The organism is Canibacter zhuwentaonis (assembly GCF_018531145.1).
Lineage (GTDB): Bacteria > Actinomycetota > Actinomycetes > Actinomycetales > Microbacteriaceae > Canibacter > Canibacter zhuwentaonis.
Genome location: NZ_JAHDSZ010000004.1, coordinates 48,084 through 73,211 on the forward strand (window position 1 = coordinate 48,084; position 25,128 = coordinate 73,211).

Sequence of the window (25,128 nt, forward strand, 5' to 3'; positions counted from 1 at the left end):
GAGCTTGTTGGGCGCTAGCTGTGCGCGGGGAGAAGCTGATGAAGGGGTGGATGTTTCACGTGAAACATCCACCCCCGGTGCTTATCTTGTTATCTCTTGGCGCGGGCGTACCGCGATATCGGTGAGCTGAGTGTCCGCAGGAGCGTCCACAACAAACCGCACAACCCGCGCAATTGTTGCGGGCTGGATGTACTGATCCGGGTGGTAGTCTTCGGGTTTGAAGGACTCGCGCAGCATTTTCGTGTCGGTTGGTCCGGGAGCAACTGTGACAACGCGAACGCTGTGGGCAGACTCGTCAATGCGGAGCGTGTCAGCCAGACCCTTTAGTGCGTGCTTAGTTGCTGTGTAGAGCGCGCTTCCGGGTGATGGTTTTGTGCTCGCCCCGGAGCCGATGAAAATAATTGTGCCCTGGCTCTTGCGTAAGAGCGGAAGCGCGGCGCTTGTAATCATGCCGTGCCCGATAACGTTCACCGAGAAATATTTTTCCCAGTGTTCAGCGCTTGCGTTATCAACGCTGTAGCCAAGCCCGATTGCGGCTCCGTTCACAAGCACGTCAAGGCTTTTAAGCGCGGCAACTTTTGTTTGTAATTCTGCGTAGTCGGTAATGTCCTGCTGCCACGTGATAGCGCCGAAATCTGCTGCAAGAGCGGCGAGCTTCTGTGCATCCCTGCCAACGACGATAACCTGATGGCTCCGCGAGAGATCGCGCACTATTTCATAACCCATCCCGCCTGTGGCGCCGGTTACAAGCGCAACTGGTTTAGCTGTGTTTTTCAAAAGAATCTCCTTCTTATTTGTTTCAGGCAACAAATCCTGCCGCATTTTGGTTCTGTGCCGATCTTAACGAATCGGCAGTAAATTTTGCTGAAGTTTTGCGCGGCGCGGCTGTTGCGTGGCGGTGAAGCTGGGCGGTGCTGTTGTTAAACAGCACTATTTTCAAGCAACACCATTTTTAGGCAGTGCCATCCGCAAACTCTGCCGCAGCAAACGCAACCGCGAGTAGACTTTGCGCAACCGCATCCGTTTCGCGTAGCATCGGAGGGTTAGCCCCCGGCATCGGGCTAATAATTGTCTCGTGCCGGGTTGCATCCAGCGGAATCCCTGCAATGTGAAAGCGTTGATCCGCTCCCCGCTCCCCGCGCAGCCTGCCCGTTGCCGCCTCAATATCAAAGCCCGTGGTTGCAACTTCGGTGCCGTCGTTCGCCCGCACGGTGAAGGGTCGCGCGCGCTTGGCTGTCACCAGCGATTGGGTTAGCGGATCGGCGCTCTGCGCAACACTGTGCGGATGCATCCAGGCGTCGATAAGCGCGGTTGCGGTTATTTTTGACCCGTGCACGACCGGTGATTCCGCCACAAAACCGGTCTGTGTGACGGTGACTGAGGATGCCGGACCGATAAACTTAACAAGCCTGGCATCTGCCAGCGCGAGCAGTTGTTCACTGCGGAAAGCCGGCGGCCCCGACCCGAGCATCGAGCCTAGTGAGGCTAGTAGGGCGTGTCCTGTGGCGCGAGATTCCGCAGTAAACGCGCCCATGGTGCCAATTCCGTTAGCAACTGCGCGGGCGGCGCTGATCGACCACAGCATTGCTTTTATTGCGCTTTCCAGACCTTTATTTGCCTCTGCAATATCGCTAGCAACCCGCGCAACAACCCACTCTTGGAATGATTCTGGGTTGCTGAACTCTAACCCCGCGGCGGGGTTTAGCTCGGCAGTGAGATTAAACCTGTGTTCAGCGTTTGCCACAAAACGCATTGTCGCCGCGGTTATTTCAGCTGTGGTTTGCCGCAACAGCGCGTGACCCTGCAGGTCTTTGGTCGCGCTGGTAGCGGTGTTGTTCACAACCTTTTGCACTGCGTCATTAATTGCGGTGTGAATTACAGTAACGCTTGCAGTTAGTGCGTTTGCCGGATGTGTTTGGGCATAGGTGGTGATGAAGTCGCGGCAGGCGTCGCCGATGATCCGAGGCCATAACTGGCGGTTAAAATCAATCGGGCGCGGTGCTTGTGATTGCGCAAATTCGCGCAGCAGTTTTTGCGGCGCGCGCGGTGGAAGCGCGTGATAGCGTGTTTTTGCGCGGTAGGGCACCCCGCGGTGGCTTGTGACGTATATAACCGGTTCTGCGCCGCTCGGTCTGTACCGCAGACCGTGCGGTATGGCGTTACCTGCGACAAACTCGCCGCCGCGCCCGATTGTGAGCAGAGCCATTGTGTCAAAAAACCCCATTCCCATACCCCGCACAATTACGGGCTTACGCGGCTTAATTTCGCTGAGATCTTGATCCGCTGGGCTTGCTGGCGGCACCCACACCAGTTTTTGTGCGGATGCTTTAATTTGCCCGCTGAGCTGCTCTTCTGCCTGGGTCTTTTGGCGCGGCAGCCAGCCGGCCGCGTAGACTGTCGCATCCGCTGTTATTTTGTCGCCGTTATCGAGCGTTAGCTCGTCTGAATCGCCCCGTTCAGTAACGCTCAGCACCTGCGCGCTGTGCTGCACAATGGTGGCTTTTTGTGCGAGCTTAGCTATTGCGAGGTTGTAGCACCAGCGGATATACTCCCCGTAGAGTGCCCGGCTTGGGTGAGATTCTGGGCGCATTTGCGTGATTTCCGCCGCGTATTTAGCGATGCTGGGCTGCGGTTTTTGCTGTTCAAAAACTTTTGCGATATTCTGCGCGACGGTGAAGTTTGTTACGGTAGTTTTGGGTGATACCCGAGTGAGCGCGAGTTTTGCCCACTGGTACAGGTTAGGTCCGGGTCTGATCGGGCCTGTGATCTGGCACGAGCTGTCGGTGAACAGCGTGACTGCCGCAGCAAGGGTGTTCATGCACAGCTCGCGGTGTTGGTTTGTGCGCCAAATTGCGCCCGCGCCGGGCTGTGATTTCTCGATTATATGGATCGTGAGAGCTTGTTTGCTGCTGTGCTGTGTTAGGCGCGCGTTGATCCGCTCGAGAATGCTTGTGCCGCGCGGGCCGGCTCCGATAATTGCGATGTGCCGGCTGTTTCCCTTTGGTTTTAAGGGTTCTTGGTGTTTTCCGGTGCCCGTGTGAGACATAATTTTCAGCCTAAACTTTCAATTTTGTTAATTCAGGTATAACATTATCTAATGTTAAACTATTATCGCGTAACATCATCTAAACACACAAGGAGAAAAATGAATAAGCGATTTCATGTGTTACTGGCTGCACTAGTAGCTGCGACGATAACCTTGACTGGTTGCGCCACAGAAAAAGGCGAGGCGGCGAGCGCCAAAAGCGAGGCTGGCGGAACAGTAACCTACCTAGAGCCACAGACCTGGAAAACCCTTTACCCACCAGCCGGAGGCTTCTACCCTAACGGTGGCGTGATCAACCAGATCACAGACAGGTTACTATACCAAAACCCGGAAACGCTAGAATTAGAACCGTGGATCGCGAGCGAGCTGCCACAGATTAACTCTGATGCGACCGAATACACTTTTAAGATCCGTGACGGAGTGACATACTCTGATGGCAGTGTGCTAGATGCTGCTAACGTTGCAAAAAACTTTGATCTTTTTGGAAAGGGCGATAAAGACCGCACACTTAACAAGTCTGAAGCTATTACAAACTATGATCACAGCGAGGTTATTGATCCGCACACTGTAAAGTTTTACTTTAGTGCGCCCGCGCCGGGATTCACGCAGGCTGTTTCAACGATTAACTCGGGACTGGTTTCAAACGCAACCCTTGACCGCACCGGCAATGAGTTCGGTCCGGGCAATGCCAAAGAAATTATTGGCAGCGGCCCGTTTGTTGTGAGCGATGAGAAGCTCGAAACCGAGCTGCACCTTACCGCGCGCAAAGATTACAACTGGGCTCCTCCAAGTAGAAAGCACCAGGGAGCGCCGCTGATTGACGGCGTGAAATTCATTGTTTCCGGTGAGGCTAGTGTGCGCGTTGGCAGTGTCGTTGCAGGACAGGCGCACATTGCCCGGCAGATTGATGCGCCAGATGAGAAACAGTTCGATAAAAATGGGCTGCAGTTGCTTGCGGCACCAACCAACGGCGTTACCAACAGCCTGAGCTTCCGGATCGAGCATCCGCTGCTGCGCGATGTGAGGGTGCGGCAGGCACTGATTGCCGGCATTAACCGGAACGAGATTGTTAACACCCTGTTCAGCAAGAATTATCCGCTGGCTACCGGCATTCTCGCGAAAACAGCGCTCGGATACACCGACACTTCGAGCTACTACAAACACGATCCAGCGCGCGCGGCAAAACTGCTTGACGAGGTCGGATTTGTTCTGGGAACTGATGGAATCAGAGAAAAAGACGGTCAGAAGCTAAAGCTCACCTTCAACGAGGCACTGCCACAGCCGCGCTCAAAAGAGGTTGTAACGCTGATTCAGCAGCAGCTGAAAAAGATCGGTGTGCAGGTTGAAATCTTCAGCGGCGACCAGACCGCGCAAGACAGCGCTCGCAAAGATATTAACTCTATCCAGGTGTATCACTCAATGGTTGGACGCGCGGATTATGACGTGTTGAAGTCACAGTTCTTCAGCACCAATCGCAACGCGCTGCTAAATTACAACCCGGAGACAAAAGAGCTGGTGGATCCGAAACTCGACGAGCTAATGCAGCTCATCGCGTCGGTGGCAACCGAGGCTGAACGCCAGGCAGCAAGTGCTGATGCGCAAAAACAACTGGCTGATAATGCCTATGTTTTGCCTTTGTTTGAGGAGCCACAGGTGTTTGGTTACAGCGCTAAACTCCAAAACTTCAAAACGGAATCCGTCGGGCGTCCATCATTCTACGAGGTTAGCCTAACCGAGTAGCAGCTCATATGAGCGTAAGCGGCGGTGTTTACTCGGCTGAGTAGGTGTCGCCACTTACGCACCCTAGACCATATTTTTGCAGGAAAGAAAATCATGTTTTTGAGCGGATTCAAACGCTTTGGGCAGGCCCTGTTGGTGTTGTTAAGCGCATACACAGCAGCATTTCTATTGCTCGCCGCGCTTCCCTCTGACGGAGTATTAGCGCGCTACGGCAATCCCGAGCTGGGTTTAAGCCCTGAGCAACTGCAGGAGATCCGCGCGGTTTATGGCATAGATGAGCTGCTGTCTGTGCGGTATCTAAAATCTTTCGGTTCTTTTTTGCAGGGCGATCTGGGCTATTCTGTGCAGTCGGGGGTGAAAGTGGCGGATCTGCTAGCGCAGGCGCTGCCGGCAACGCTGCTCCTGGCGGGGCTCGGTTTGCTTGGCGCGCTAGTGCTGGCGCTGATAATAGCGGTTGCTGCTAGTTACAACCGCGGCGGTATCGTCAGCAGTTTTTTCCGCAACCTGCCCCCGCTTTTTGTGTCGCTGCCCGTTTTTTGGGTGGGAATTGTTTTTATTCAGATTTTTTCTTTTAAGCTGGGGCTGGTGCCGGCAATCGGAGCGACAGAAACGCAGGCGCTGGTGCTGCCCGTGCTCACGCTTATGATTCCAATAGCTGCCCCGCTGGCGCAGGTGTTTTTGCGCAGCATTGACGATGTTAATCGCCTGCCGTTTGTGCGGGTTGTGGAAACCCGTGGCGCAACCCAAAGCTGGGTGCTGTGGCGAAATGTGATTCCGAACGCGCTGCTGCCCGTGCTCACGGTTGCGGGCGTGCTGTTTGGTGAGCTAGTTGGTGGCGCGATAGTCACAGAAACGGTGTTTGGCCGCACGGGACTCGGCAGTCTCACTGCGCAAGCTGTTGCAAATCGGGACACTCCCGTTTTGCTCGCGGTGGTAGTGATAGTGGCGGCTGTTTACGTTGTAATTAATTTTTTGGTTGATTTAATCTACCCGATACTCGATCCGCGATTGCGCAATTCCGCAGCTAACAGCAGAGATGCCGTGCAAAAACCGATGCCCATCGCGGTGCCCGGGGAGGAGCTTGCTTAGTATGAACAAGCAGAAGAACACGGCGCGCGCCGATTTTAGGAGTAAACTTTTTATTTTGCGGCGGATCGGGATGGCCGCTGCCGTGCTGGTTTTAGTGACCGTGTTTTTGTGGGCACTGTTTCCGGGGCTGTTTACACAGTTCAGCCCGACCGAGTCGGTTGGTGCGTCACTGCAGGATCCCAGCGCGGCGCACCTGTTCGGCACCGACGCAACCGGGCGCGATCTTTTTACGCGCGCTGTTTACGGTGCCGCTAATTCGCTTGTTGCTGCGGTTGTTGCTGTCGCTGTTGGTTTCACCGTTGGAGTGAGTTTGGGTGTTGGTGCTGGCGCGGCGGGCGGCTGGTTTGACACTTTGATTATGCGGTTGGTTGAAGTTCTGCTTGCCGTGCCGAGCCTGTTGCTGTCGCTAAGTGTTGTAATATTGCTTGGGTTTGGCACTGTGAACGCGGCTATTGCGGTTGGTGTTACCTCGGTTGCGATCTTTGCGCGGCTGGCGCGGGCGCAGGTTTTACAGGTGCGCGCAAGTGAGTATGTGGAGGCGGCCTACGGTTCCGGTGGAAACTTTCTAGGGGTGCTCTGGCGTCATATTCTGCCAAACTCAATGACACCCGTTGTGGCGCTTGCAACACTGCAGCTGGGATCCGCTATTTTGCAAATATCAACGCTCGGGTTTTTGGGCTATGGCGCGCCGCCACCAACACCCGAGTGGGGTTTGCTGATTGCCGAGGGGCGCGATTATGTTGCTACTGCGTGGTGGCTTACGGTGCTGCCGGGGTTGTTGGTGGTTGCGGTGGTGCTGGCAACCAATAAGTTGAGTCGGGCTATTGGAGGCGAGAATAAAAATGAGCAATAACGCACAAGAATCGACCAGATCACTGCTTAGCATTAAGGATCTGGGGGTTTCGTACGCGAGCCGTGACGGTCTGACCGCAGCTGTTAAAAACGTTAGCTTCACGGTGCGCCGCGGCGAAGTTACTGCGTTGGTGGGCGAGTCGGGGTCGGGTAAATCAACCGTTGCAAACACGGTAATGGGGATTTTGCCGTATTCCGCGCTGGTGCAGGGCGAGGCACTATTACAATTGGACAGCGGATCGCTTGCTCTAAACCGCCTTGGTTTGCGGCAGCTGCAGCGTGTGCGCGGTCGGGAGGTGGCGCTTGTGCCGCAGGATCCGGGCAATTCTTTGAACCCGGTGAGCACCGTCGGAGGCAGTATTGCCGAGGCGATGCGCGTGCACGGTGTGCGTGATAAGAGAAAACTACGCACCCGGGTTTTAGAGCTGCTCGAGCTGGTGGGCATTGACAATCCTACGCGCCGCATTGAGCAGTATCCGCACGAGTTTTCAGGAGGTATGCGGCAGCGGGTTTTGATTGCCGCGGCGGTTGCTAATAACCCTCGCCTGCTGGTGGCGGATGAGCCGACGAGTGCGCTGGACGTGACAGCCCAGCGCACTGTGCTTGATCTGCTTGATAGCTTGCGTCTCGAGACTGGCATGGGCGTGCTTTTAATCACGCACGATTTAGCGGCTGCGGCGGATCGTGCAAGTAGTTTTGTTGTGATGCGAGCCGGGCAGGTTGTTGAGAGCGGCGCTGCTGAGGAGGTTATAGGCAACCCCCAAAGTGATTACACGCGCCAGTTACTGGCGGATTCCGGGCTCGGGTTTGCACAGAAACTACATGGTTTGCAACGCATCGAGGTGAGCGCCGTGACGGATGTTTCACGTGAAACATTCGCGCTGCCTGTGCTGCACGCGCAGGACTCAGTGCGACCCATGCAGCTTGCCTTGCCTACCCATGAATCTGCGCAATTTTTGATGGTTGAGAAGCTGCGCCAAGAGTATAAAATCCGTGGTCAAAAAGAGCCGTTTGTTGCCGCTGATAACATTTCATTCAGTGTTGCGCGGTCTAAAACGCACGCAATAGTGGGCGAATCTGGCTCCGGCAAAACAACGGTCGGCAGAATCATTGCGGGCTTTGTTGCTCCGGTTGCGGGCAGTGTGCGACTTAACGGTGATCCGCTGAGCGGGTTGCACAGCGCAGATTTGGCGCGAATGCGCCGGCGAGTGCAGCTCGTGTACCAAAATCCCTATGGTTCGCTCGATCCGCGAATGCGAATCGGCAAAACCCTTGCCGAGCCGCTGCGCAATTTTAAGCTGTGCAAGTCTGGCGAGATTAGCGAGCAAGTTACCGAGGCGCTTGAACGTGTAGGCCTGCCCGCCAATTTTGCTAAGCGTATGCCGCACGAGCTCTCCGGCGGACAGCGACAGCGGATCGCCATTGCCCGTGCGCTGATACCAAATCCCGAGTTGGTTGTGCTCGATGAGGCTGTGAGCGCGCTGGATGTGACCGTGCAGGCGCAGATTCTGCGACTATTGCAGCGGTTGCAGCAGGAGTTTGGCCTGACCTACGTTTTTATTTCGCACGATCTCTCGGTTGTGCATCGCATCGCGGACACGGTTTCTGTTATGCAGCATGGGCGGCAGGTTGAAACGGGGAATGTGGCGGATATTTTTGCGCGCCCGTCTCACGCCTACACAAAGCAACTGCTGGAGGCGATTCCGGGCAAAAACCTTGCTAGCTATGCTGTCGCTAGTTAGTGTTTGTTGCGCTACTTCTGCGAGGCATTGAACCGCGCGGGGTATGCTGTGCGACGCAAAACTGCGCGACGGCAGCCAGCTGGCGGAATACGCCGTTTTGTGCTACGATGTTGATGTTGTATGCCCTATATAGGCTATTAAGCAACAGGCACATTTGCCCTCCTGTCACGGAGATACCGTGGCCGTAGAGTCCGAAGGAGGTGGGTCTTAGTGCATCCATACGAGTTAATGGTAATTCTCGATCCAAGCACTGATGAGCGCACAGTGCAGAGCACAATAGAAAAGTACCTTTCTGTTGTGACTGCTAATGGCGGTTCAATTGACAACCTAGACATCTGGGGAAAGCGTCGCTTGGCTTATGAGATCAAGAAGCAGAGCGAAGGTATTTACGTTGTGGCTGAGTTTACAGCTACTCCTGCTGCTACCGCAGAGCTAGATCGTCAGCTTGGTTTGCTCGAGTCGGTTTTGCGCACAAAAGTTTTGCGTAATGACGAACTTTTGGCACAAAAAGCATCGCGTCGCAATCGTGAGCAAGTGAAGGCTTAACTACTATGTACGAACCTCAAATCACAGTGGTTGGAAACCTTGTTGCTGATCCAGAGCTACGTGTTTCTCAGGGTTCTGGCAATGAGTGGGTTACTTTCCGTGTTGCGGCAACACCGCGCATTAAAGATCGCCAGACTCAGGCTTGGACTGACGGCGAAACATTATGGTTAGGATGCCGTGCATACGGTGAAATGGCTCAGAATATCGCCAAGTCGATTAGAAAAGGTGATCGCGTACTAGTTCAGGGTCGCCTCAGCGCCCGCACCTACACCGACAGCCAGGGGCAGCAGCGTACCAGTCTTGATCTTGATGTTGACGAGATTGGTCCGTCACTGTGGCGTGCAGTTGCGCAGGTAACTCGCATTAAATCGGGCGGTCAGTCCGGGCAGTTTGGTGCTGCACCGGTGAATCATATTCAGCCACAGGGGCAAAGCGGGTGGGTTGCAGCTGAGAGCACTCCGTGGAATCCCTCGGCTGGTGGAGCTATTCCGCCGCAGCGGGCACAGGGTGATCTTAACGGAGCACAGTCGGGTGGTTTGAATTCCGACCTTGATTTTTAGATAGCTCGTCAATTAGGCAGGCTAAATAGGTTCAATATGCCCATTTGGGCGCGATTAGAAAGATTTTAAAATGGCAGGAAAAGCAAGCGGAGCCCGAAAGGGTCGCAGTAAAGCAGCTAAGCTGCTTGCACCAGTAAAAAAGCAGACTGTTGGCGTTATTGATTATAAAGACGTTGCAATGCTAAGGAAGTTCATTTCAGAGCGCGGCAAAATTCGTTCACGCCGGATTACAGGTGTTTCGGTTCAGGAACAGCGTCTGCTCGCAAAAGCGATTAAAAACGCTCGCGAGATGGCATTGCTCCCATATTCAGGCTCAGGTCGCTAAGGGGGAGATGATCATGGCGAAAATTATTCTTACAAACGAAGTACAGGGTCTCGGTTCAGCCGGTGACGTTGCAGAGGTGAAGAACGGCTACGCGCGTAACTATCTTGTGCCGCAGGGGTTCGCTGTTATGTGGACTCGCGGTGGTGCAGCGCAGGTTGAGCAGATCTGCAGGGCTCGTGAGGCACGCGCCCTGGCGACTGTTGAAGAGGCTCAGGAGCTCAAAGCTAAGCTTGAGGCTCAGAAGATTAAGCTCTACGTTAAAACCGGTGCTGCTGGGCGTATGTTTGGCTCTGTAAAACCTGCTCACGTGGCGGGCGCTGTTACGGAATCCGGTATCGGCGAGGTTGATAAGCGTAAAATCACCGTGCCAACTATCAAGCGGACTGGCGACCACAGTGCTGTTATCCACCTCCATGAGGGCGTGGATGCAAACATTGTGCTGCAGGTAATTTCAGCTAAATAACGGCTGTAACGCTACATTAGGGGTACTTGCGGGGTTTCCATACGCACCCAAGTACCCCTTGGCTTAAATTACGTCGTTGTGGTGCTTGCTGTGATTGCAAAGCGGATCGCGAGTGCTGGGACGCTGGAGTACTGGGCAAACTCCGGAGCGCGGTCGAGCAGCCGCTCTGCACCGGCAGGTGTGCATCGTCGCGTATTTAATTTGCAAAACTATCGTGTTTGATGTTAAACTGCTTTAGTTGTAAAACACGCGCCCCGATAGCTCAGTGGTAGAGCACTTCCATGGTAAGGAAGGGGTCGCCAGTTCAATCCTGGCTCGGGGCTCCAGGTCTTATTATTTAATAATTTAGGCTTATGCGGCTGAGTAGCTCAGGTGGTTAGAGCGCACGACTCATAATCGTGAGGTCGCGGGTTCGAGTCCCGCTTCAGCTACGGCTTAAAAGCTTGATCTTGCAGAGAATTTAGGGTTTCTTTTCATTTTCTTTTGCTAGTAGTTGCCTTAAGGAATCCCAAATATATTCCTGCCGCTCGCTATCATGTATTCGACCGCCACTTCAGCAGCTGCTTCGTGTAAAGAAAGAGGTAATAAAGCGACACAAGCATTAGCATCGTTACTAAAACTCAACTCCAGGCTTGCTCCTAATTTTTGCAAATAATCCCCCAAGCAAAGCCATATAAGACCAGTACTTCACAAGCTCTCGGTTGGTTCGGTTAAGGTTTTCAAGGTAGCACCTCCTATGAGACTAAGAATCTTGTTAAAATCCTGTCCGTATCTACCTATTCTTAGAATACAGCGGATTTTTTTGCGTGTTTATCATAACCAATGATTGCGCTTCTGCGGGTTGCTAGTTTTTCTTAACCACTTGAGATTTGAGATAGATCTGACCCACACCTGGTATTTTGGCTTCAATATCGTGACCGTTGACCGGGGTTGAGAGCAGACGAATGCCGCGCACTTTTGTGCCGGCTTTAATTGAGTCTGAGCCTTTTAGTTTTAGTGATTTTACAACCGTGACACTGTCGCCGTCGCGCAGTTCATTGCCCACAGAGTCGCGCAGCGTATCCGCTTCCCATTGCAAGGCAGAGCCGGTTTCGACAGCGCCCTGCGGTATCCACTCGTGCGCGCACACGGGGCAAACTAGGAGTGCGCCGTTTTCGTAGGTGTAATTCTCGTGGCACTCGGGGCAGGCTTGCAGGGTGGTGGTGTCAGACATATAATCTCGTTTCGTTCTAATCCATCATATCGGCGGGATTTAGAGCTCCCAGAACTGTTTGCACGAGTGCGTGCCGCTGCGCTTCTATGAGCTCATTTTCGCTGCGTTCGGGCAGCTCTAGCGCGGCCGCTTCGGCCCGTGCTTTTTTGCCGATACACGCGATAAGAGTTGTCTCTGGCCTGTTAGCGAACTGTTTTGCTACCTCACGGGCGATTTGCGGGGACGAAATCAGCAGGGCGTTTATTTCACCTTTGGCGATATCCTCGCGGATGTGAATGGACGCAGGAACCCCCACAGTGCGATATGCGACCAGCTGGGTTACGTCGTGCCCGCGCTCTATTAAACCGAGTGACAGCACGGGTTTTGCGGCGTCTGAGCGCAGTGTTAGAACCCGCAGGGTTTTGGTTTGGTTGATTTCGGGCCAGGATTTCAACAGCCCTTGTGTTGTGGGGTCAGAATCATCGGTTGTGCGTGCCACCTCGTAGCCGGCCTCAACAAAAGCGGCGTGGGTTGTTTCGCCAACAACGGCAACTTGTGTGCGCTTTGCGATTTTAATGTTGTGATGGTTGAGAATATCTACAATTGTCGGGTTTGTTGCGGTGACCCAGTCAAAATAGCCGGCCTCTAGTTTTGACAGGCTTTCACGCAGCCGCTCTTGCTCGCTCGTGTGAGCAAAATCAATCAGGGGTGAGATAACCGGTGCGGCGCCTTGCATGCGAAGAGCTTTTGCCACCACATGCCCCCATGCTCCGCCACGAGGCACAAGCACGCTCAGTCCGGCGAGGCTAGTATCTTCTTGTTTAGTCATAGACTCCACTTAGTTTCCAATAAACAAGACCAACAAAACAATCTGCAAAAGATGATTTTGTTGGCCTCGGTGCACAAACAGATGCTCTGCTATTTTCGTTTGTTATCGGAAAATATGCAAATAAGACATCGCTAACATCGTAAATGTTTAGTTGAGTTTCTCAATTATTGCTTTGATCCCAAAACACATGGCAACTGCGGTTGTAACAGCAGCAGCCCCAATCAGAGCTGTAAATCCGAGCGGATTTTTACGGCGAAAATCAATCACCTGCTGTTTTCTGTGAGCAATTTCTTGATCGATCCGCTTTGGAATATCAAGGCGCTGCTCGAGTAAATTGAGGGTTTGCTGCAGATCCATATGCGCGGCGCGTGCCTGTGCTAGATCTGAAGGTGATGTTTTGTTCTCTGACATTACTCCCAAACTCCTTTATTGCCCGGTTTTGTTCCGGCCTTGCCCGGCTGAGTGAAAACCTGTTCGGCGCTTGCTTTAACGTTTTTTGCTGCCCGCAGGTCTTGTTTAACGCGCGCGATTGTTTGATGCGGTACGGGATTGCCCTTTTTGAGCAGCAGAATCCCGACTATTACGAGGACGACAACCGTTAAGAAGCCGGTGCCACCGATAATCAACGCTGCTAGCCATACCGGTAGCGCCTCGCTAATGCCCGCAACCGCAGACGCAAGAAGCACTGCTGTGCTCCAGAAAAGCACCACGAGCGAAATAATAAACAGCACTAACCCGATAACAAGGTTGCGCATACGACCAGAAACCTCGGCTTTAGCGTTTTTTGCTTCGGTCTCGATGATCCGCCCGATTTGACCCGGAAGGCGCGCAAGAAGTTTAAGCGTGCTAGGTGATTTTTTAACCACGACTAATCCTTATTGAAATTTGTTGAGGGCTGGTCTATTACGATTTGCGGCTGGTTTTGCGGGCTTTTTTGGGGGTGCGCGGCGCAGCTATCATATCGTCGATTTTCTTGCCGATTAGGCGTCGTACATCGTCAGTGCGATCGAGCGCAAACTCTTGTGCTTGATCTACGCTGCCCTGCACGATTTTTGTCTGCCATACTTTATTAGCTGCGCTTTTAATTTGCGCATAGCGTTTTTCTCCAGCGCGTGCTCCGAGGATGTACCCCACTGTAAGCCCTGTTAAAAGGGTTAATTTGCATCTCATTTTATGCTCCAAATCGTTAAAATGCATTTATGATTAAAATCTTAGTGGTTTTTTCTGTGCACTAAATACACAAATTGGCAGAGGTTATGAGCATAAGAGTTCTTGCGGTGGGCAAGAAGCATGAAAGCTGGGTTAGCGGTGGAATCTCCAGGTACGAGAGTAGGCTGCGCAAACCCTGGCTCGTGAAGTGGGAGTTTATGGCGCATTCGGCGCTGCAGAAGGAGCAGGCGCGTGCCTTTGAATCACGCCGCTTGCTGGACAAAATCACAGTAAATGATTGGGTTGTGCTACTCGATGAGCGCGGTAAAAATATGACCTCGCCGCAGCTTAGCGCGGTGCTTGCAAAGGAGCTCGCCGGCAGGCAGGTTGTGGTTATTATCGGCGGTGCATACGGGGTTGATGAGCACGTTAGAGCACGCGCAAACTTGGTCTGGTCGTTATCTAATCTTGTTTTTCCGCACCAGCTTGTGCGCTTAATTCTTGCCGAGCAGATTTATCGCGCGCAGGAGATTTACGGCGGCAGCCCGTATCACCATGGGTAAGTGACCTCTCGTGTTATAGCAGATAAGCTGCTGCCTGTGCCGCCAAACATAAGTGTCCGCCCGTAACGCCATGGATAAGCCGTTGCCTGCACCGCCACGGACAAGTTGCCGCCTATATCGCTGCGGATAAGCGGTAATACGCAGGGTAAAATTTTTAGTGTCCCACCCCCGTCGTATGCTGTTTGGTATGAAACTACAGCACTTATTTTTAATTTTGAAGCCGGCTAGTTTACTGGCCTTTCTGAGGCTCGTCAGAAGCGCGCACACGGATTCTTCGCGGATTACGGGCACAGCTGTCTACCAGTCCCCTTTTGCAACCTTGCGCGACGCAACAGGCGAGCTGAGGGCGGTTGAGAACGCCACCGCGGAGCCACTCTCACAGGTGCGATTAGCGGTTGCCGGTGACTTCGCGTTTGCGCAGTCACTGCCGGTTGATCTGCACCCCGGAGAAAGACTCCGCCTCTGTCGGCACAGCGTCTCGCGGTGCCAGTTTGCTGACACTGCGGTGTTGCGCTGGTTTGATAAGCAGGGCGCTGAGAGGCTGTGGGCGGTACCTGTGCGTTAGTTCTTGTTTTTCAGCGCCTGCTGTTTTTCTATAGCTTCTATCAGGTGGCGAGCTGTGATCCTGCGATCCTTTGGCGAGGTGTACTCGCTAGTTATGTACTTGGTTAAATCAGACACGGTGGTGTTGAGCGCGTTAGCTATCCGGGTTAGTGTTTCAAGATTCGGATTGGTTTTACCGCGCTCGATCCGCCCGTAATTGCTGATATCGATGTTCGAGAGGTGGGCAACATCCTGCTGGGTTAATTGTAGCTCGTGGCGTACTTCTCGGATGCGCTTACTTAAGGGCACTGCTGGTGATAAAACTTCATCCATACATTCTATGCTCGCAAGCCTGCGGATTTTCCGCCACGTGCTAATACACCCTGGGCTTAAAAGCAAGGGCATAAACACCCTATTCGGGTGGTAAATGCGACACGCCGAGCTTGTGGATAACGACTTTTTTCGGCTGTGGATAAAGAATGAAATTGTCATGTTTTTTGGGAGGAGAAATGCTTGTTTGTTCACAATCTGCGGATTTTCTTGTTGATAACTACAAACTTGTAATTATCTATATGTTGTGGTCGGGTATGATTGTTATCACTACATATAGTGATTTGCCAGTTTACGGCGAGCACTGTGTTTATTCTAAGCAAACAGCACAACGAGAAAGAGCCCAAGATGACAGTTACTGTTTACACAAAACCATCGTGCGTGCAGTGCACCGCGACATATCGTGCGCTTGATAGTCAGGGTATTGAGTATGATGTGCTTGATCTGTCACAGGATGAAGCTGCGCTCGCCGCTGTTAAAGAGCTTGGTTACCTACAGGCGCCGGTTGTTGTTGCCGACGATGATCACTGGTCAGGTTTCCGGCCTGACAAAATCGCAGAACTAGCTGCACGTGGATAATTCTCCGCTAGCGCCACTGCTGTGGCTGCCTCTGTAAAGAGGCAGCCACAGCAGTGAGGGGGCAACTTTACTCAATTTAAGTGGAGGCATACTGTATGTCCGGGCTTGTTTACTTTTCAAGTGTTTCAGGTAACACCCACAGATTTGTTGAAAAACTTGGGTTACCCGCGCAACGCATTCCGCTGACTCGCGTAGCGGATTCGCTTGAAATGAATGCCCCCTTTGTGCTGATTGTGCCCACGTACGGTGGCGGACCAGAAACAAAAGCGGTTCCTAAACAGGTTATTAAATTTTTAAACAATCCGACTAACCGACAGCACCTGCGCGGGGTTATTGCCGCAGGAAACACTAACTTTGGTGACGCTTACGGGTTGGCGGGCGATATAATCGCTAAGAAGTGCAGCGTGCCTCACCTTTATAGATTCGAACTTTTTGGCACTTCCGATGATGTTACAAGGGTAAAACAAGGACTGGAGAAATTTTGGAAAAATCAGTAGCAAAAACTCAGCACGACTCTTCGCGGGTGAGCGAAACTGATTATCATTCGCTTAACGCGATGCTCAATTTGTACGATGATAAAGGCAAGATTCAGTTTGACAAGGATCGCGAGGCCGCACGCCAGTACTTCCTGCAGCACGTCAATCAGAACACCGTGTTTTTCCACGATTTTGATGAGCGTCTCCGTTTCTTGATCGAAAACGAGTACTACGACAAAGATGTGCTTGATCTGTACCCGCAGGGTTTTATTGAGGAGCTAACCGACTACGCTTACAGCTTAAAGTTTAGATTCCCCACATTTCTCGGAGCGTTTAAGTTTTTTACTTCGTACGCACTCAAAACCTTTGACGGCGAGCGCTATTTAGAGCGCTTTGAAGATCGCGTTGTGATGGTTGCGATTGCGCTTGCGCAGGGCGACCAAGAGCTGGCAACAACCTATGTGAAAGAAATAATTTCGGGACGTTTCCAGCCTGCAACACCAACATTTCTAAACGCGGGCAAAGCGCAGCGCGGCGAGTTTGTGTCGTGCTTCCTGTTGCGCGTTGAAGACAACATGGAGTCCATTTCGCGCGGCATTAATTCCTCGCTGCAGCTTTCAAAACGTGGCGGCGGTGTTGCGCTGTTGCTTTCGAATATCCGCGAATATGGCGCGCCGATTAAAAAAATCCAGAACCAGTCTTCCGGCATTATTCCGGTTATGAAACTCCTTGAGGATGCTTTTAGCTATGCGAACCAGCTGGGTGCGCGGCAGGGCGCGGGAGCGGTGTACCTATCCGCTCACCACCCCGATATTCTGCGCTTTCTTGATACTAAGCGCGAGAATGCTGATGAGAAGATCCGCATTAAAACCCTGTCTCTCGGTGTTGTCGTGCCAGATATTACATTTGAGCTGGCTAAGCGCGGGGAATCTATGTACCTGTTCTCGCCGTACGATGTTGAGCGGGTTTACGGCGTGCCGCTGGCGGATATCTCAATCACAGAGCGTTACTACGAGATGGTGGATAATCCTGCGATCCGCAAAACCAAGATCGGCGCGCGCGAGTTCTTCCAGACGATAGCCGAGCTGCAGTTTGAATCGGGATACCCCTACATTGTTTTTGAAGATACTGTGAACCGTGCAAACCCGATCAAGGGGCGGATCAATATGTCGAATCTATGCAGCGAGATTTTGCAGGTAAACACCCCAACAACATACAACGCTGATCTGAGTTACGACAAAATCGGTAAGGATATTAGCTGCAATCTCGGGTCGATGAACATCGCCAAAATGATGGACGGGCCGGATTTTGGGGCGAGCGTTGAAGTTGCGATCCGCGCTCTAACCGCGGTTAGCGATATGAGCCATATTAGCTCTGTGCGCTCTATTGAAGACGGCAACGACAAGTCGCACGCAATCGGGCTGGGGCAGATGAACCTGCACGGGTATCTTGCGCGTGAACGAATTTTTTACGGCAGTGAAGAGGGTGTGGATTTCACAAATATCTACTTCTACACCGTGCTTTTTCATGCGCTGCGCGCGTCTAACAAAATCGCGATAGAGCGTGGTGAGTTGTTTGAGGGATTTGCCGATTCAAAATATGCAAGCGGTGAGTATTTTGACAAGTACACAAATCGCGTGTGGCAGCCGGAGACTGCAAAAGTGCGGCTTTTGTTTGCAGAAGCAGGAATTGAAATTCCAACCCAGCAGGACTGGGAGGAGCTGAAATCAAGCGTGCAGCAGCACGGTTTGTACAACCAAAATCTGCAGGCCGTGCCGCCAACCGGATCCATTTCGTATATCAACAATTCGACCTCCTCTATTCACCCGATAGCGTCGAAAATTGAGATTCGGAAAGAAGGTAAACTCGGGCGGGTTTACTATCCCGCACCGTATTTGACCAACGATAATCTAGATTACTATCAGGATGCGTATGAGATTGGTCCCGAGAAGATCATTGACACTTACGCGGCAGCAACTCAGCACGTTGATCAGGGGCTTTCGCTGACTCTGTTCTTCCCGGATACTGCAACCACGCGCGATGTTAACCGTGCGCAGATTTATGCGTGGCGTAAGGGCATCAAAACGATTTACTACATTCGTCTGAGGCAGATGGCGCTTGAAGGAACCGAAGTTGAAGGCTGTGTTAGCTGTATGCTGTAGTGCGTGCCGCTTGTCCGCCGTAATCAAAGATTAGAAAGAAGCAACTATGAATTCCTACGAAAAATTGCCGCTGATTCGTAAAGTTGAGGCGATTAACTGGAATCGCATCGATGATGAAAAAGACGTTGAGGTGTGGAATCGGCTGGTTAATAATTTTTGGCTGCCCGAGAAAGTGCCGCTTTCAAACGACGTGCAGTCGTGGCGCACGCTAACGGAGTCAGAGCAGCAACTCACAATGCGAGTTTTCACGGGGCTTACGCTGCTCGACACGATTCAGGGCACGGTTGGCGCGGTTTCTTTGATTCCTGACGCGCTAACCCCGCACGAAGAAGCTGTTTACACCAATATTGCGTTCATGGAGTCTGTGCATGCAAAGAGCTACTCGTCGATTTTTTCCACGCTGTGCTCGTCACCAGAGATTGACGAGGCGTTTCGGTGGTCTGTAGAGAATGCGTATCTGCAGCGCAAAGCCCAGATAGTTATTGACTACTATCACGGCGATGATCCGCTAAAGCGCAAGGTTGCTTCAACCCTGCTCGAGTCGTTCTTGTTCTATTCCGGTTTTTATTTGCCAATGTACTGGTCAAGTCGCGCGAAACTCACCAACACAGCGGATCTGATCCGCCTGATTATCCGTGATGAAGCTGTGCACGGGTACTACATTGGGTACAAGTTTCAGAAGGGACTCGAAACTGCAAGCCAGCAGCGCCGCGACGAGCTGAAAGAGTACACGATCAGTCTGTTGTTTGAGCTGTACGAGAATGAGGTTAAATACACTCAGGACCTGTATGACGAGGTTGGGCTCACAGAAGACGTGAAGAAGTTTTTGCACTACAACGCGAATAAAGCCCTGATGAACCTCGGGTATGATGCGATGTTCCCATCCAGTGTGACGGATGTGAACCCGGCTATTTTGGCGGCGCTGTCACCAAATGCGGATGAAAACCACGACTTTTTCTCGGGTTCGGGCTCGTCTTATGTGATCGGCAAAACCGAAGCCACGCAGGATGAGGACTGGGATTTCTAGTTTCCTGTGGGGCGTGCTTGCAATGCGGGTCATGGATACAGCGTCGCTCCCGTGACGCGTGGGCGGCGCAGGTTTCCTAGAGTGAGCTGAGCGTGTGGCATCTTTGAATGCGCGGTTGCACCGAGGCGCGGACGAGCTGCGGAGTTGAGTGTGCGGCTGCTTTGTGAGGATCGTCCGCAGCGCGGGCGGTGAGCACTCCGTCTATCCCGCGCCGCGCGAGAGTCGAGGGATTGATTCGTTTGTGATTCCTTATTGATAGTAAGAAGTGTTATTAATTGGGGACAGAATGCTGCCAATTTAAACTTGTTTGGTTATGCTGTAGTTATTGCTTAGGAAAACCTATTCAACAAGGAAGATTGAAACGAGGAGACAATGAAGGCAATCACATATTACGGCGATCACGACATTCGATTTGAAGAGCGTGAAAAGCCCAAAATCATTCATCCGACTGACGCGATTGTGAAGGTTACCAAAACCACAATTTGCGGCACTGATCTTGGCATCTACAAGGGTAAAAACCCCGAGATTGAAGAGACGGCTCGCAAAGTTGAGGGAGAGTGGAACGGTCGTATTCTGGGGCACGAGGGAATTGGCGTAGTCGAAGAGGTTGGCGATGCTGTGACCGGCATTAAAGTTGGCGACAAAGTGCTCATTTCCTGTATTTCGCGCTGCGGCATCTGCGATAACTGTCAGGAGCGGCTGTACGCGCACTGTCGCAACGGCGGCGGTTGGATCATGGGGTACATGATCGACGGCACGCAGGCCGAATACGTGCGCACGCCTTTCGCCGATAACTCGCTGTACCTGTTGCCAGAAGATCTTGATGAAGATGTTGCGGTGTTTTTATCAGACGCGCTGCCAACCGGTCACGAGATTGGGGTACTGAGCGGTGAGGTTAAACCCGGTAAAAACGTGTTGATTGTTGGCGCTGGTCCGGTGGGTATGGGTGTTTTACTAACGGCTCAGCTGTATTCGCCCGGGTCAATTATCGTGGCTGATATGAACGAAAATCGCCTCAAAATGGCTCTTGAGATGGGGGCAACTCACGTTATTAATCCGGCCAAAGATGATCTGGGCGAGCTGATTGCGCAGGTTACTGGCGGGCGCGGCGTGGATGTTGCGATTGAGGCCGTCGGGCTGCCAGCTACCTGGGAGCTTGCCGCCGCTCACGTGAAAGAGGGCGGTAATATCGCCGTTGTTGGTGTGCACGGCAAACCGGTCGAGTTGGAACTGCAAAAGCTGTGGATCAAGAACCTCACGATTACAACCGGTCTTGTTAGTGCGTACAGCACGGGCACGCTGCTGAAGGCCGTGCAGAACAGCGACATTCCGATCGGCACTCTGGCGACGCACCACTTTAAGTGGAGCGAGTTTGAGAAAGCCTGGGATGTGTTTATTAACGCTGACGAGCATAAGTCGATGAAGGTCGTTATTGAAGCTGAGTAGTTTGTAACGTTAAAACTTATAGAAGAGGGCTCTCAGAATCATGTGATTCTGAGAGCCCTCTAAGGAGATACCTAGAGTGCATCTCCTAGTTTGCGTTCCAGTTTAATTCGTTTCCGGTTTAGTCGAGCTAGGGTAAAGGTGTGCTGAGCGATGAGCTTGCCGATCTCTGTAAGCGATGGCAGGTGGCGGTTTGAGAGTTCTTGATCAATTTCTTCCTCACGCCCGTCTGCTTTCATCTCTTCAATCAATAATTGCGCTTTTTGCACAGAATCTTGCGATAGTGGATTAGCGGCGATCTCCGCTTTCACCGCATCCAACTCATCACGAAGCTGTGTGCTATCTTTCTTCCCAAACAATATCATCGACCTCTTATCCTTTGCGTATCTGGTCAGCTGTGCTGAGCGGTCTTATGAGTGTGCAAATTGGCATGGTCGCGCTCTTTGTCGCAATTGTTTCCATGATACTATGAAAGGGTCGCGGCACAACACCGATAAAATTCGTGGTACAACCCTGATATTTATCGGTGTCGACAATTTTCAGCAGGCTGGTAGGCTCGAAGAGCATAAAAAAACCGGACGATGTAGAAAGGTTGCGGTGATGAAAATGATCATGTTGGCACAGAAGAATGGTTCTCGTTTGCTGGCGCTAGCAACGGCTGGACTGTTGGGTTTGGGGCTAGCTGTCGTTCCAAGCACGGTTGCGCTTGCCAGGGAGCAAAAAATCAGTGGGGATAGCAGGGTTACGGTGATGCCTAGCCACGGTGACGTATTGTGTAGAATATTTCCATATTTTCCTATGTGCAAGAAGAAGTGATGCGTGAGGGAAAGCTCGAAGATTTTCGCCGTATCGCGCGTGCGCGGGCGAGGGGCTATAAGCTGACATATTTTCTTGTCGCTGCCATCATTGTGCTTTTCGAGCTGTTGTTCATTGCAGTCGGTGATTTGCCCCGGTTGGATACGGCGATTGTGCTGGCAGGATATGCTCTGGTATTAACTGTAGCTCCTTGGATCGGGCTTGTAGGGGATCTTCTTTATGTCACGCTTTTTGTGGGCATGAATTTATACGGCTATGAATCATCCTTTTCTTTTCCGGTGTTTGGCGTATTTCTGATTGTTGTGGTCTGGCTTATTAGGCATCATTCAATCGCGGCAATCTCACTACTCGCAGGAGTTTCTTTACTTGGGATTCTGCTCAGCGAAAATCCTTTGGTACGGACAGTGAGTGAGATTGTTGTAATTGTAATCGTGCTTAGTGTTGGATTCACGCTAAGAGTGTTTAATGATAGAAAAGGTATTTCTGAGCGCTCCCTCGCGACTGCTCGGCAAGAATCACGCAGAGCGCTGGTGTCTGTGCGAAGTGAGTTAGCCGCCTGGTTGCATGACACAATCGCAAAAGACCTTGCCCAAATGGCTATCTCGGCACAGAATCTTGCGGCAGCTCACCCCGAGCTCGCACACGAGATGGAATCGCTGACAACGATTGCTCAGGACGCTTCTCGCCGTCTGCGCCCGATGATTATGGATTTGAGGTTTTCCGTAGCTGCGCCGAGTTTGCATGCCGCAGTGAAAGAGTCTGCGTCCATGCTGCGTTCCCGCTCCATAGTGCTCAATGCAGACATGGTGTCCGATATTGACCTGTTACTTTCTCGGCAAGCTATGCTCACGGCGTCACTGTTTGTGCGCGAGACAGCTACAAACGCACTGAAATATGGGCAAGCGTCAAGTGCGATAGAGCTTTACGTGGATCTTAACGATGACGAAGTTGCCTTAATGATGAGCAACCAAATAAGCACAGAGCACACCAATCACGCTTTCACAGGAGGCTTCGGGCTAGCAAATCTGCAATCACGAATCGAGAGGGAGGGCGGACGCATGAGTTTTGCCTCTACCGGCACTCAATGGATTATTAACGCGACTATCCCCAACTTGCAAAACAGCACCGAAGGAAAAGACGATGAGTGAAAATATTCGCGTCCTCATTGCTGATGATGATCAGATTATTCGTGAATGTCTCGCCAACCTGTTACATCTACAAGAAGGCATCACCGTGCTAGCAGCAGTAGCAGACGGCAGTAAAGCACTGCGGATACTTGCCGATAAAAGCGTGGACGTGGTGTTACTGGATGTGGATATGCCCGTTCTCGACGGGATCAGCACCGCCAAAGAAATTGCGCGATTGTATCCCAGTGTTGATGTTGTGATGCTCACCTCCTTTGAGCATGAGGATTCGCTCGGGCAATCCCTAGCCAGTAACGTGCGCGGGTTTCTGACTAAAGATATCCCTATCGCCGAGCTTGCCCAGCTGCTTAAATATGCGCATGGCGGACAGCGGGTATTCGGACAGCGTCCCACCCAGATACTCGCAGAATCTTATATGGCATTGGGTAAAAATGATCCTGCTTATGACGATTTTCGGCAAAGAGTAGAGCAGTTACCTGATTATCTACGCGCCGTGTTTGATCTGCTCATCCAAGCCTTGCCCAATAAGATCATCGCTCGGAAGCTTGGAATTACTGAAGCTACTGCACGTTCTTACATTTCCGAACTCTTCATCGCCACTGGCTTTACCAACCGGGGTGAACTCACCATCACTGCCATCAAAGCAGGATACTAAAGCATACGAGTTGGCGGGTACAAGACAACTTGAACCCGCCAACTAAAGAAGAAACAACAGATTTAACTCCGAGACTTAGCCTGTTCTTTCCAAAGTATCAATGTTTTGGGAATGGCCAATACCGCTGCTGCCAGCATGATGAACTCGGCATATTGGATACGACAGAGAACAAGGATCAGACCAAAGAGTAGTAACAAACCTGGTGCTATGTACCCGTACCTTTTAATCATTATCGCTATTCTCCCAAGCCACAAGCTGCCATCACTGCAGTGATTCCGAACAGTTCAAGCAATGCTTTTTTAACATCGGATCCAGCAGCCTTGGCTCCTCCGTTAATAGCTTGTTTAAGTGCTGCCGATTTGCTCATTTTTGCAGCACGTGCTTTTTTATAGATGTTCCAAGCTGTTTTTACAAAGGGGATAGCACCTCCGACTGCTTTAATCGCTGATTTGACTTTCAGGATTTTTGCTGGTGTAAAGTTTGTGATAATCGCATATCCGATAGCAGATCCGCATGCTAGCCAATTGACTCTTGTCGTAGGTAGATCGTCATACCATTCGAGTAGAGCTTGCTGGTCACCAGACAAAAGAACGTCATCCGGGATGTTCTCGATGAACTGCATTGCTCGAGCTAGTTCCGTTTCATTGAAGAAGAGTTCTTCAAATTCTGGCTCGTAATTATTCTCTGCTGCAATGGTTTGCGTGCTGTTTGGCTGATACTCTACGGCAGAAGCAGCGCTCAAACTTGTAAACGAAAGAGCTAATGTAATTGTTCCCGAAAGTAGGGTGTTCATTGATTTTTTTATTGTTATCTCCTTAACATTTGTTTTGAAGTGTAACGGTGGGTGTGCGGTCTGTTTGCTGTTGTTTTGTTTGTGTAGAGCAAAACAACTGGACTCATCTATAGCCACTACAAGAAAAACACAACTACGGTGCTGAGCATCACCGACAAATGTTGGGATGTGACCCTGATATTCGTCAGGGTACGCTAGATAACCAGCAGCTCACGTTTGTCATATACCGATTCGGCGGGTTCACTCCCGTTGCGGATCGCACGATCAAGCGCCATAATCAATGCGATGATGCCATCGATTTCCTCGGTGGATTTGGTTTTGTCGGGTTTGATGTTTTCTGCTGGGTATTGCTGGACAGTGATGTTGTCTGTCATCCACGCCAGCACCGGATGCCCAGCACGCGCGAGCCTCCCATCCAGCGCGAGTCGCATTAGTTCTTTGCTGGCGGGGCTCATGTTTTTGAAGCCTTGCTCGAACGGCACGACCGTAAACCCCAGACCTTTGAGGTTCTGCGACATCTGCACCGCACCTCAACGGTCGTAGGCGATTTCCTGAATGTTGTAGGACAGGCTGAGTTGTTCGGTGGTGTGCCGTAATGCACCACATTGTTCTCAGTGGTCTCCAGGAGCCCTTGCCGGCGCCACAGGTCATAGGGCACAACGCAGGTCAAGGGTGTCTAGCGCACTTCCTGCTTCACCCACTGATTGAGCCGCAACTGCCGAAACGCGTTCTCCTCGGCCGGATTCTATTTCGTGGACTCGCACGCATCCCGCACATTCTGTATGGGCACGGTCACCCCGAGGGACGGGGGTTGGCTTTCCGCCAGGTTGCGTGCGGCGCCGGAACCTTTGGTCATCACGTCAAACAGTTTCCGGTTTGGTTAGATGAGTAGATAGAGGTTAAGCTGGCGCGGACAAACTATGAGATTTGGCGGGCTCGTTACAGTGAGTTTGGGGATAGCAGCGGTAAGAGGGATAAGCAGGAGCAGGTTTCTCTGCGCGGAAAAAACTAGGCAACCCCGGAACGAAAGTGCCCGCAGACAACAAAACCCCGCGCGCACCAT

Annotated in this window: 28 protein-coding genes and 2 tRNA genes; 19 read left to right on the plus strand and 11 right to left on the minus strand. The window is 51.9% G+C overall.

The features are described from left to right. Positions 1 to 81: 81 nt before the first annotated feature. Positions 82 to 777 carry an SDR family oxidoreductase gene (locus tag KJY78_RS03200; RefSeq protein WP_250544130.1) on the minus strand — a complete coding sequence of 232 codons (696 nt, stop codon included), beginning with the start codon at positions 775 to 777 and terminating at the stop codon, positions 82 to 84. A gap of 175 nt (positions 778 to 952) precedes the next feature. Then, a complete protein-coding gene (locus KJY78_RS03205; protein ID WP_214337172.1) occupies positions 953 to 3,046 on the minus strand; it encodes an FAD/NAD(P)-binding protein in 2,094 nt (697 codons plus the stop codon). Positions 3,047 to 3,145: 99 nt separating this feature from the next. Between KJY78_RS03205 and KJY78_RS03210 the strand changes: the two genes are divergently transcribed. The 10 genes from KJY78_RS03210 (at position 3,146) to KJY78_RS03255 (ending at position 10,794) form a co-directional block, all read left to right on the plus strand. Beyond that, on the plus strand, positions 3,146 to 4,786 hold the full coding sequence (locus KJY78_RS03210; protein ID WP_214337173.1) for a TIGR04028 family ABC transporter substrate-binding protein: 1,641 nt from the start codon (positions 3,146 to 3,148) through the stop codon (positions 4,784 to 4,786). A gap of 93 nt (positions 4,787 to 4,879) precedes the next feature. Continuing rightward, positions 4,880 to 5,875, plus strand: a complete 996-nt coding sequence (locus tag KJY78_RS03215; protein ID WP_214337174.1) for an ABC transporter permease — start codon at positions 4,880 to 4,882, stop codon at positions 5,873 to 5,875. Between the two features lies 1 nt (position 5,876). Beyond that, positions 5,877 to 6,728 (plus strand): ABC transporter permease, encoded by an 852-nt coding sequence (locus tag KJY78_RS03220; protein WP_214337175.1) that lies wholly within the window; start codon positions 5,877 to 5,879, stop codon positions 6,726 to 6,728. Continuing rightward, complete coding sequence (locus tag KJY78_RS03225) at positions 6,718 to 8,469, plus strand: dipeptide ABC transporter ATP-binding protein (RefSeq protein WP_214337176.1); 1,752 nt, start codon at positions 6,718 to 6,720, stop codon at positions 8,467 to 8,469. Before KJY78_RS03220 ends, KJY78_RS03225 begins: the two co-directional genes overlap by 11 nt. Before the next feature lie 210 nt (positions 8,470 to 8,679). Next, on the plus strand, positions 8,680 to 9,015 hold the full coding sequence (gene rpsF / locus KJY78_RS03230) for a 30S ribosomal protein S6 (RefSeq protein WP_348771182.1): 336 nt from the start codon (positions 8,680 to 8,682) through the stop codon (positions 9,013 to 9,015). 5 nt (positions 9,016 to 9,020) lie between these two features. After that, positions 9,021 to 9,575: a single-stranded DNA-binding protein gene (gene ssb, locus KJY78_RS03235; RefSeq protein ID WP_214337177.1), complete on the plus strand. Its 555-nt coding sequence runs from the start codon at positions 9,021 to 9,023 to the stop codon at positions 9,573 to 9,575. Between the two features lie 70 nt (positions 9,576 to 9,645). Beyond that, positions 9,646 to 9,900: a 30S ribosomal protein S18 gene (rpsR, locus tag KJY78_RS03240; RefSeq protein ID WP_214337178.1), complete on the plus strand. Its 255-nt coding sequence runs from the start codon at positions 9,646 to 9,648 to the stop codon at positions 9,898 to 9,900. 13 nt (positions 9,901 to 9,913) lie between these two features. After that, positions 9,914 to 10,363, plus strand: coding sequence for a 50S ribosomal protein L9 (gene rplI, locus KJY78_RS03245; protein WP_214337179.1), 450 nt, complete (start codon positions 9,914 to 9,916; stop codon positions 10,361 to 10,363). Between the two features lie 251 nt (positions 10,364 to 10,614). Next, positions 10,615 to 10,689: transfer RNA gene (locus tag KJY78_RS03250), tRNA-Thr, on the plus strand. 31 nt (positions 10,690 to 10,720) lie between these two features. Next, positions 10,721 to 10,794 (plus strand) — tRNA-Met (locus KJY78_RS03255). Positions 10,795 to 11,207: 413 nt separating this feature from the next. On the opposite strand, the gene KJY78_RS03260 is transcribed toward KJY78_RS03255, so the two are convergent. The 5 genes from KJY78_RS03260 to KJY78_RS03280 form a co-directional block, all read right to left on the minus strand. Further along, a complete protein-coding gene (locus tag KJY78_RS03260; protein WP_214337180.1) occupies positions 11,208 to 11,576 on the minus strand; it encodes a zinc ribbon domain-containing protein YjdM in 369 nt (122 codons plus the stop codon). 16 nt (positions 11,577 to 11,592) lie between these two features. Continuing rightward, the gene (locus tag KJY78_RS03265; protein ID WP_214337181.1) at positions 11,593 to 12,384 is read right to left on the minus strand and encodes a uroporphyrinogen-III synthase; all 792 of its coding nucleotides are present in this window, start codon (positions 12,382 to 12,384) and stop codon (positions 11,593 to 11,595) included. Positions 12,385 to 12,531: 147 nt separating this feature from the next. Then, the gene (locus KJY78_RS03270) at positions 12,532 to 12,795 is read right to left on the minus strand and encodes a hypothetical protein (protein WP_214337182.1); all 264 of its coding nucleotides are present in this window, start codon (positions 12,793 to 12,795) and stop codon (positions 12,532 to 12,534) included. Continuing rightward, positions 12,795 to 13,250, minus strand: coding sequence for a phage holin family protein (locus KJY78_RS03275; RefSeq protein ID WP_214337183.1), 456 nt, complete (start codon positions 13,248 to 13,250; stop codon positions 12,795 to 12,797). Before KJY78_RS03275 ends, KJY78_RS03270 begins: the two co-directional genes overlap by 1 nt. Before the next feature lie 37 nt (positions 13,251 to 13,287). Continuing rightward, complete coding sequence (locus tag KJY78_RS03280; protein ID WP_214337184.1) at positions 13,288 to 13,554, minus strand: hypothetical protein; 267 nt, start codon at positions 13,552 to 13,554, stop codon at positions 13,288 to 13,290. Between the two features lie 86 nt (positions 13,555 to 13,640). Between KJY78_RS03280 and KJY78_RS03285 the strand changes: the two genes are divergently transcribed. Together KJY78_RS03285 and KJY78_RS03290 are read left to right on the plus strand one after the other, a co-directional pair. Next, positions 13,641 to 14,096: a 23S rRNA (pseudouridine(1915)-N(3))-methyltransferase RlmH gene (locus KJY78_RS03285; protein WP_214337185.1), complete on the plus strand. Its 456-nt coding sequence runs from the start codon at positions 13,641 to 13,643 to the stop codon at positions 14,094 to 14,096. Between the two features lie 187 nt (positions 14,097 to 14,283). Beyond that, a complete protein-coding gene (locus KJY78_RS03290; protein ID WP_214337186.1) occupies positions 14,284 to 14,661 on the plus strand; it encodes a hypothetical protein in 378 nt (125 codons plus the stop codon). Here the strand turns inward: KJY78_RS03290 and KJY78_RS03295 are convergent. Next, positions 14,658 to 14,972 (minus strand): helix-turn-helix domain-containing protein, encoded by a 315-nt coding sequence (locus tag KJY78_RS03295; protein ID WP_214337187.1) that lies wholly within the window; start codon positions 14,970 to 14,972, stop codon positions 14,658 to 14,660. The genes KJY78_RS03290 and KJY78_RS03295 overlap by 4 nt on opposite strands. Positions 14,973 to 15,317: 345 nt before the next feature. On the opposite strand from KJY78_RS03295, the gene nrdH reads away from it, so the two are divergent. The 5 genes from nrdH to KJY78_RS03320 all read left to right on the plus strand — a co-directional run bounded on the left by nrdH (position 15,318) and on the right by KJY78_RS03320 (position 20,659). Next, positions 15,318 to 15,548, plus strand: a complete 231-nt coding sequence (gene nrdH / locus KJY78_RS03300) for a glutaredoxin-like protein NrdH (protein WP_214337188.1) — start codon at positions 15,318 to 15,320, stop codon at positions 15,546 to 15,548. A 95-nt stretch (positions 15,549 to 15,643) separates the two neighbouring features. Beyond that, on the plus strand, positions 15,644 to 16,045 hold the full coding sequence (gene nrdI, locus KJY78_RS03305) for a class Ib ribonucleoside-diphosphate reductase assembly flavoprotein NrdI (protein WP_214337189.1): 402 nt from the start codon (positions 15,644 to 15,646) through the stop codon (positions 16,043 to 16,045). Next, positions 16,030 to 18,186: a class 1b ribonucleoside-diphosphate reductase subunit alpha gene (gene nrdE / locus KJY78_RS03310; protein WP_214337190.1), complete on the plus strand. Its 2,157-nt coding sequence runs from the start codon at positions 16,030 to 16,032 to the stop codon at positions 18,184 to 18,186. Before nrdI ends, nrdE begins: the two co-directional genes overlap by 16 nt. Positions 18,187 to 18,232: 46 nt before the next feature. Further along, the gene (gene nrdF / locus KJY78_RS03315; protein ID WP_214337191.1) at positions 18,233 to 19,213 is read left to right on the plus strand and encodes a class 1b ribonucleoside-diphosphate reductase subunit beta; all 981 of its coding nucleotides are present in this window, start codon (positions 18,233 to 18,235) and stop codon (positions 19,211 to 19,213) included. A 372-nt stretch (positions 19,214 to 19,585) separates the two neighbouring features. Then, complete coding sequence (locus KJY78_RS03320) at positions 19,586 to 20,659, plus strand: zinc-dependent alcohol dehydrogenase family protein (RefSeq protein WP_214337192.1); 1,074 nt, start codon at positions 19,586 to 19,588, stop codon at positions 20,657 to 20,659. A gap of 71 nt (positions 20,660 to 20,730) precedes the next feature. Here KJY78_RS03320 and KJY78_RS03325 read toward each other — a convergent pair whose 3' ends face one another. Beyond that, positions 20,731 to 21,015 carry a hypothetical protein gene (locus KJY78_RS03325; protein ID WP_214337193.1) on the minus strand — a complete coding sequence of 95 codons (285 nt, stop codon included), beginning with the start codon at positions 21,013 to 21,015 and terminating at the stop codon, positions 20,731 to 20,733. A 456-nt stretch (positions 21,016 to 21,471) separates the two neighbouring features. On the opposite strand from KJY78_RS03325, the gene KJY78_RS03330 reads away from it, so the two are divergent. Continuing rightward, positions 21,472 to 22,620 carry a sensor histidine kinase gene (locus KJY78_RS03330; protein ID WP_214337194.1) on the plus strand — a complete coding sequence of 383 codons (1,149 nt, stop codon included), beginning with the start codon at positions 21,472 to 21,474 and terminating at the stop codon, positions 22,618 to 22,620. Further along, positions 22,613 to 23,272 carry a response regulator transcription factor gene (locus KJY78_RS03335; protein ID WP_214337195.1) on the plus strand — a complete coding sequence of 220 codons (660 nt, stop codon included), beginning with the start codon at positions 22,613 to 22,615 and terminating at the stop codon, positions 23,270 to 23,272. Before KJY78_RS03330 ends, KJY78_RS03335 begins: the two co-directional genes overlap by 8 nt. Positions 23,273 to 23,507: 235 nt before the next feature. Here KJY78_RS03335 and KJY78_RS03340 read toward each other — a convergent pair whose 3' ends face one another. Further along, positions 23,508 to 24,182 carry a hypothetical protein gene (locus KJY78_RS03340; protein WP_214337196.1) on the minus strand — a complete coding sequence of 225 codons (675 nt, stop codon included), beginning with the start codon at positions 24,180 to 24,182 and terminating at the stop codon, positions 23,508 to 23,510. 77 nt (positions 24,183 to 24,259) lie between these two features. Then, positions 24,260 to 24,583, minus strand: coding sequence for a terminase TerL endonuclease subunit (locus KJY78_RS06550; RefSeq protein WP_250544131.1), 324 nt, complete (start codon positions 24,581 to 24,583; stop codon positions 24,260 to 24,262). Positions 24,584 to 25,128: the final 545 nt, after the last annotated feature.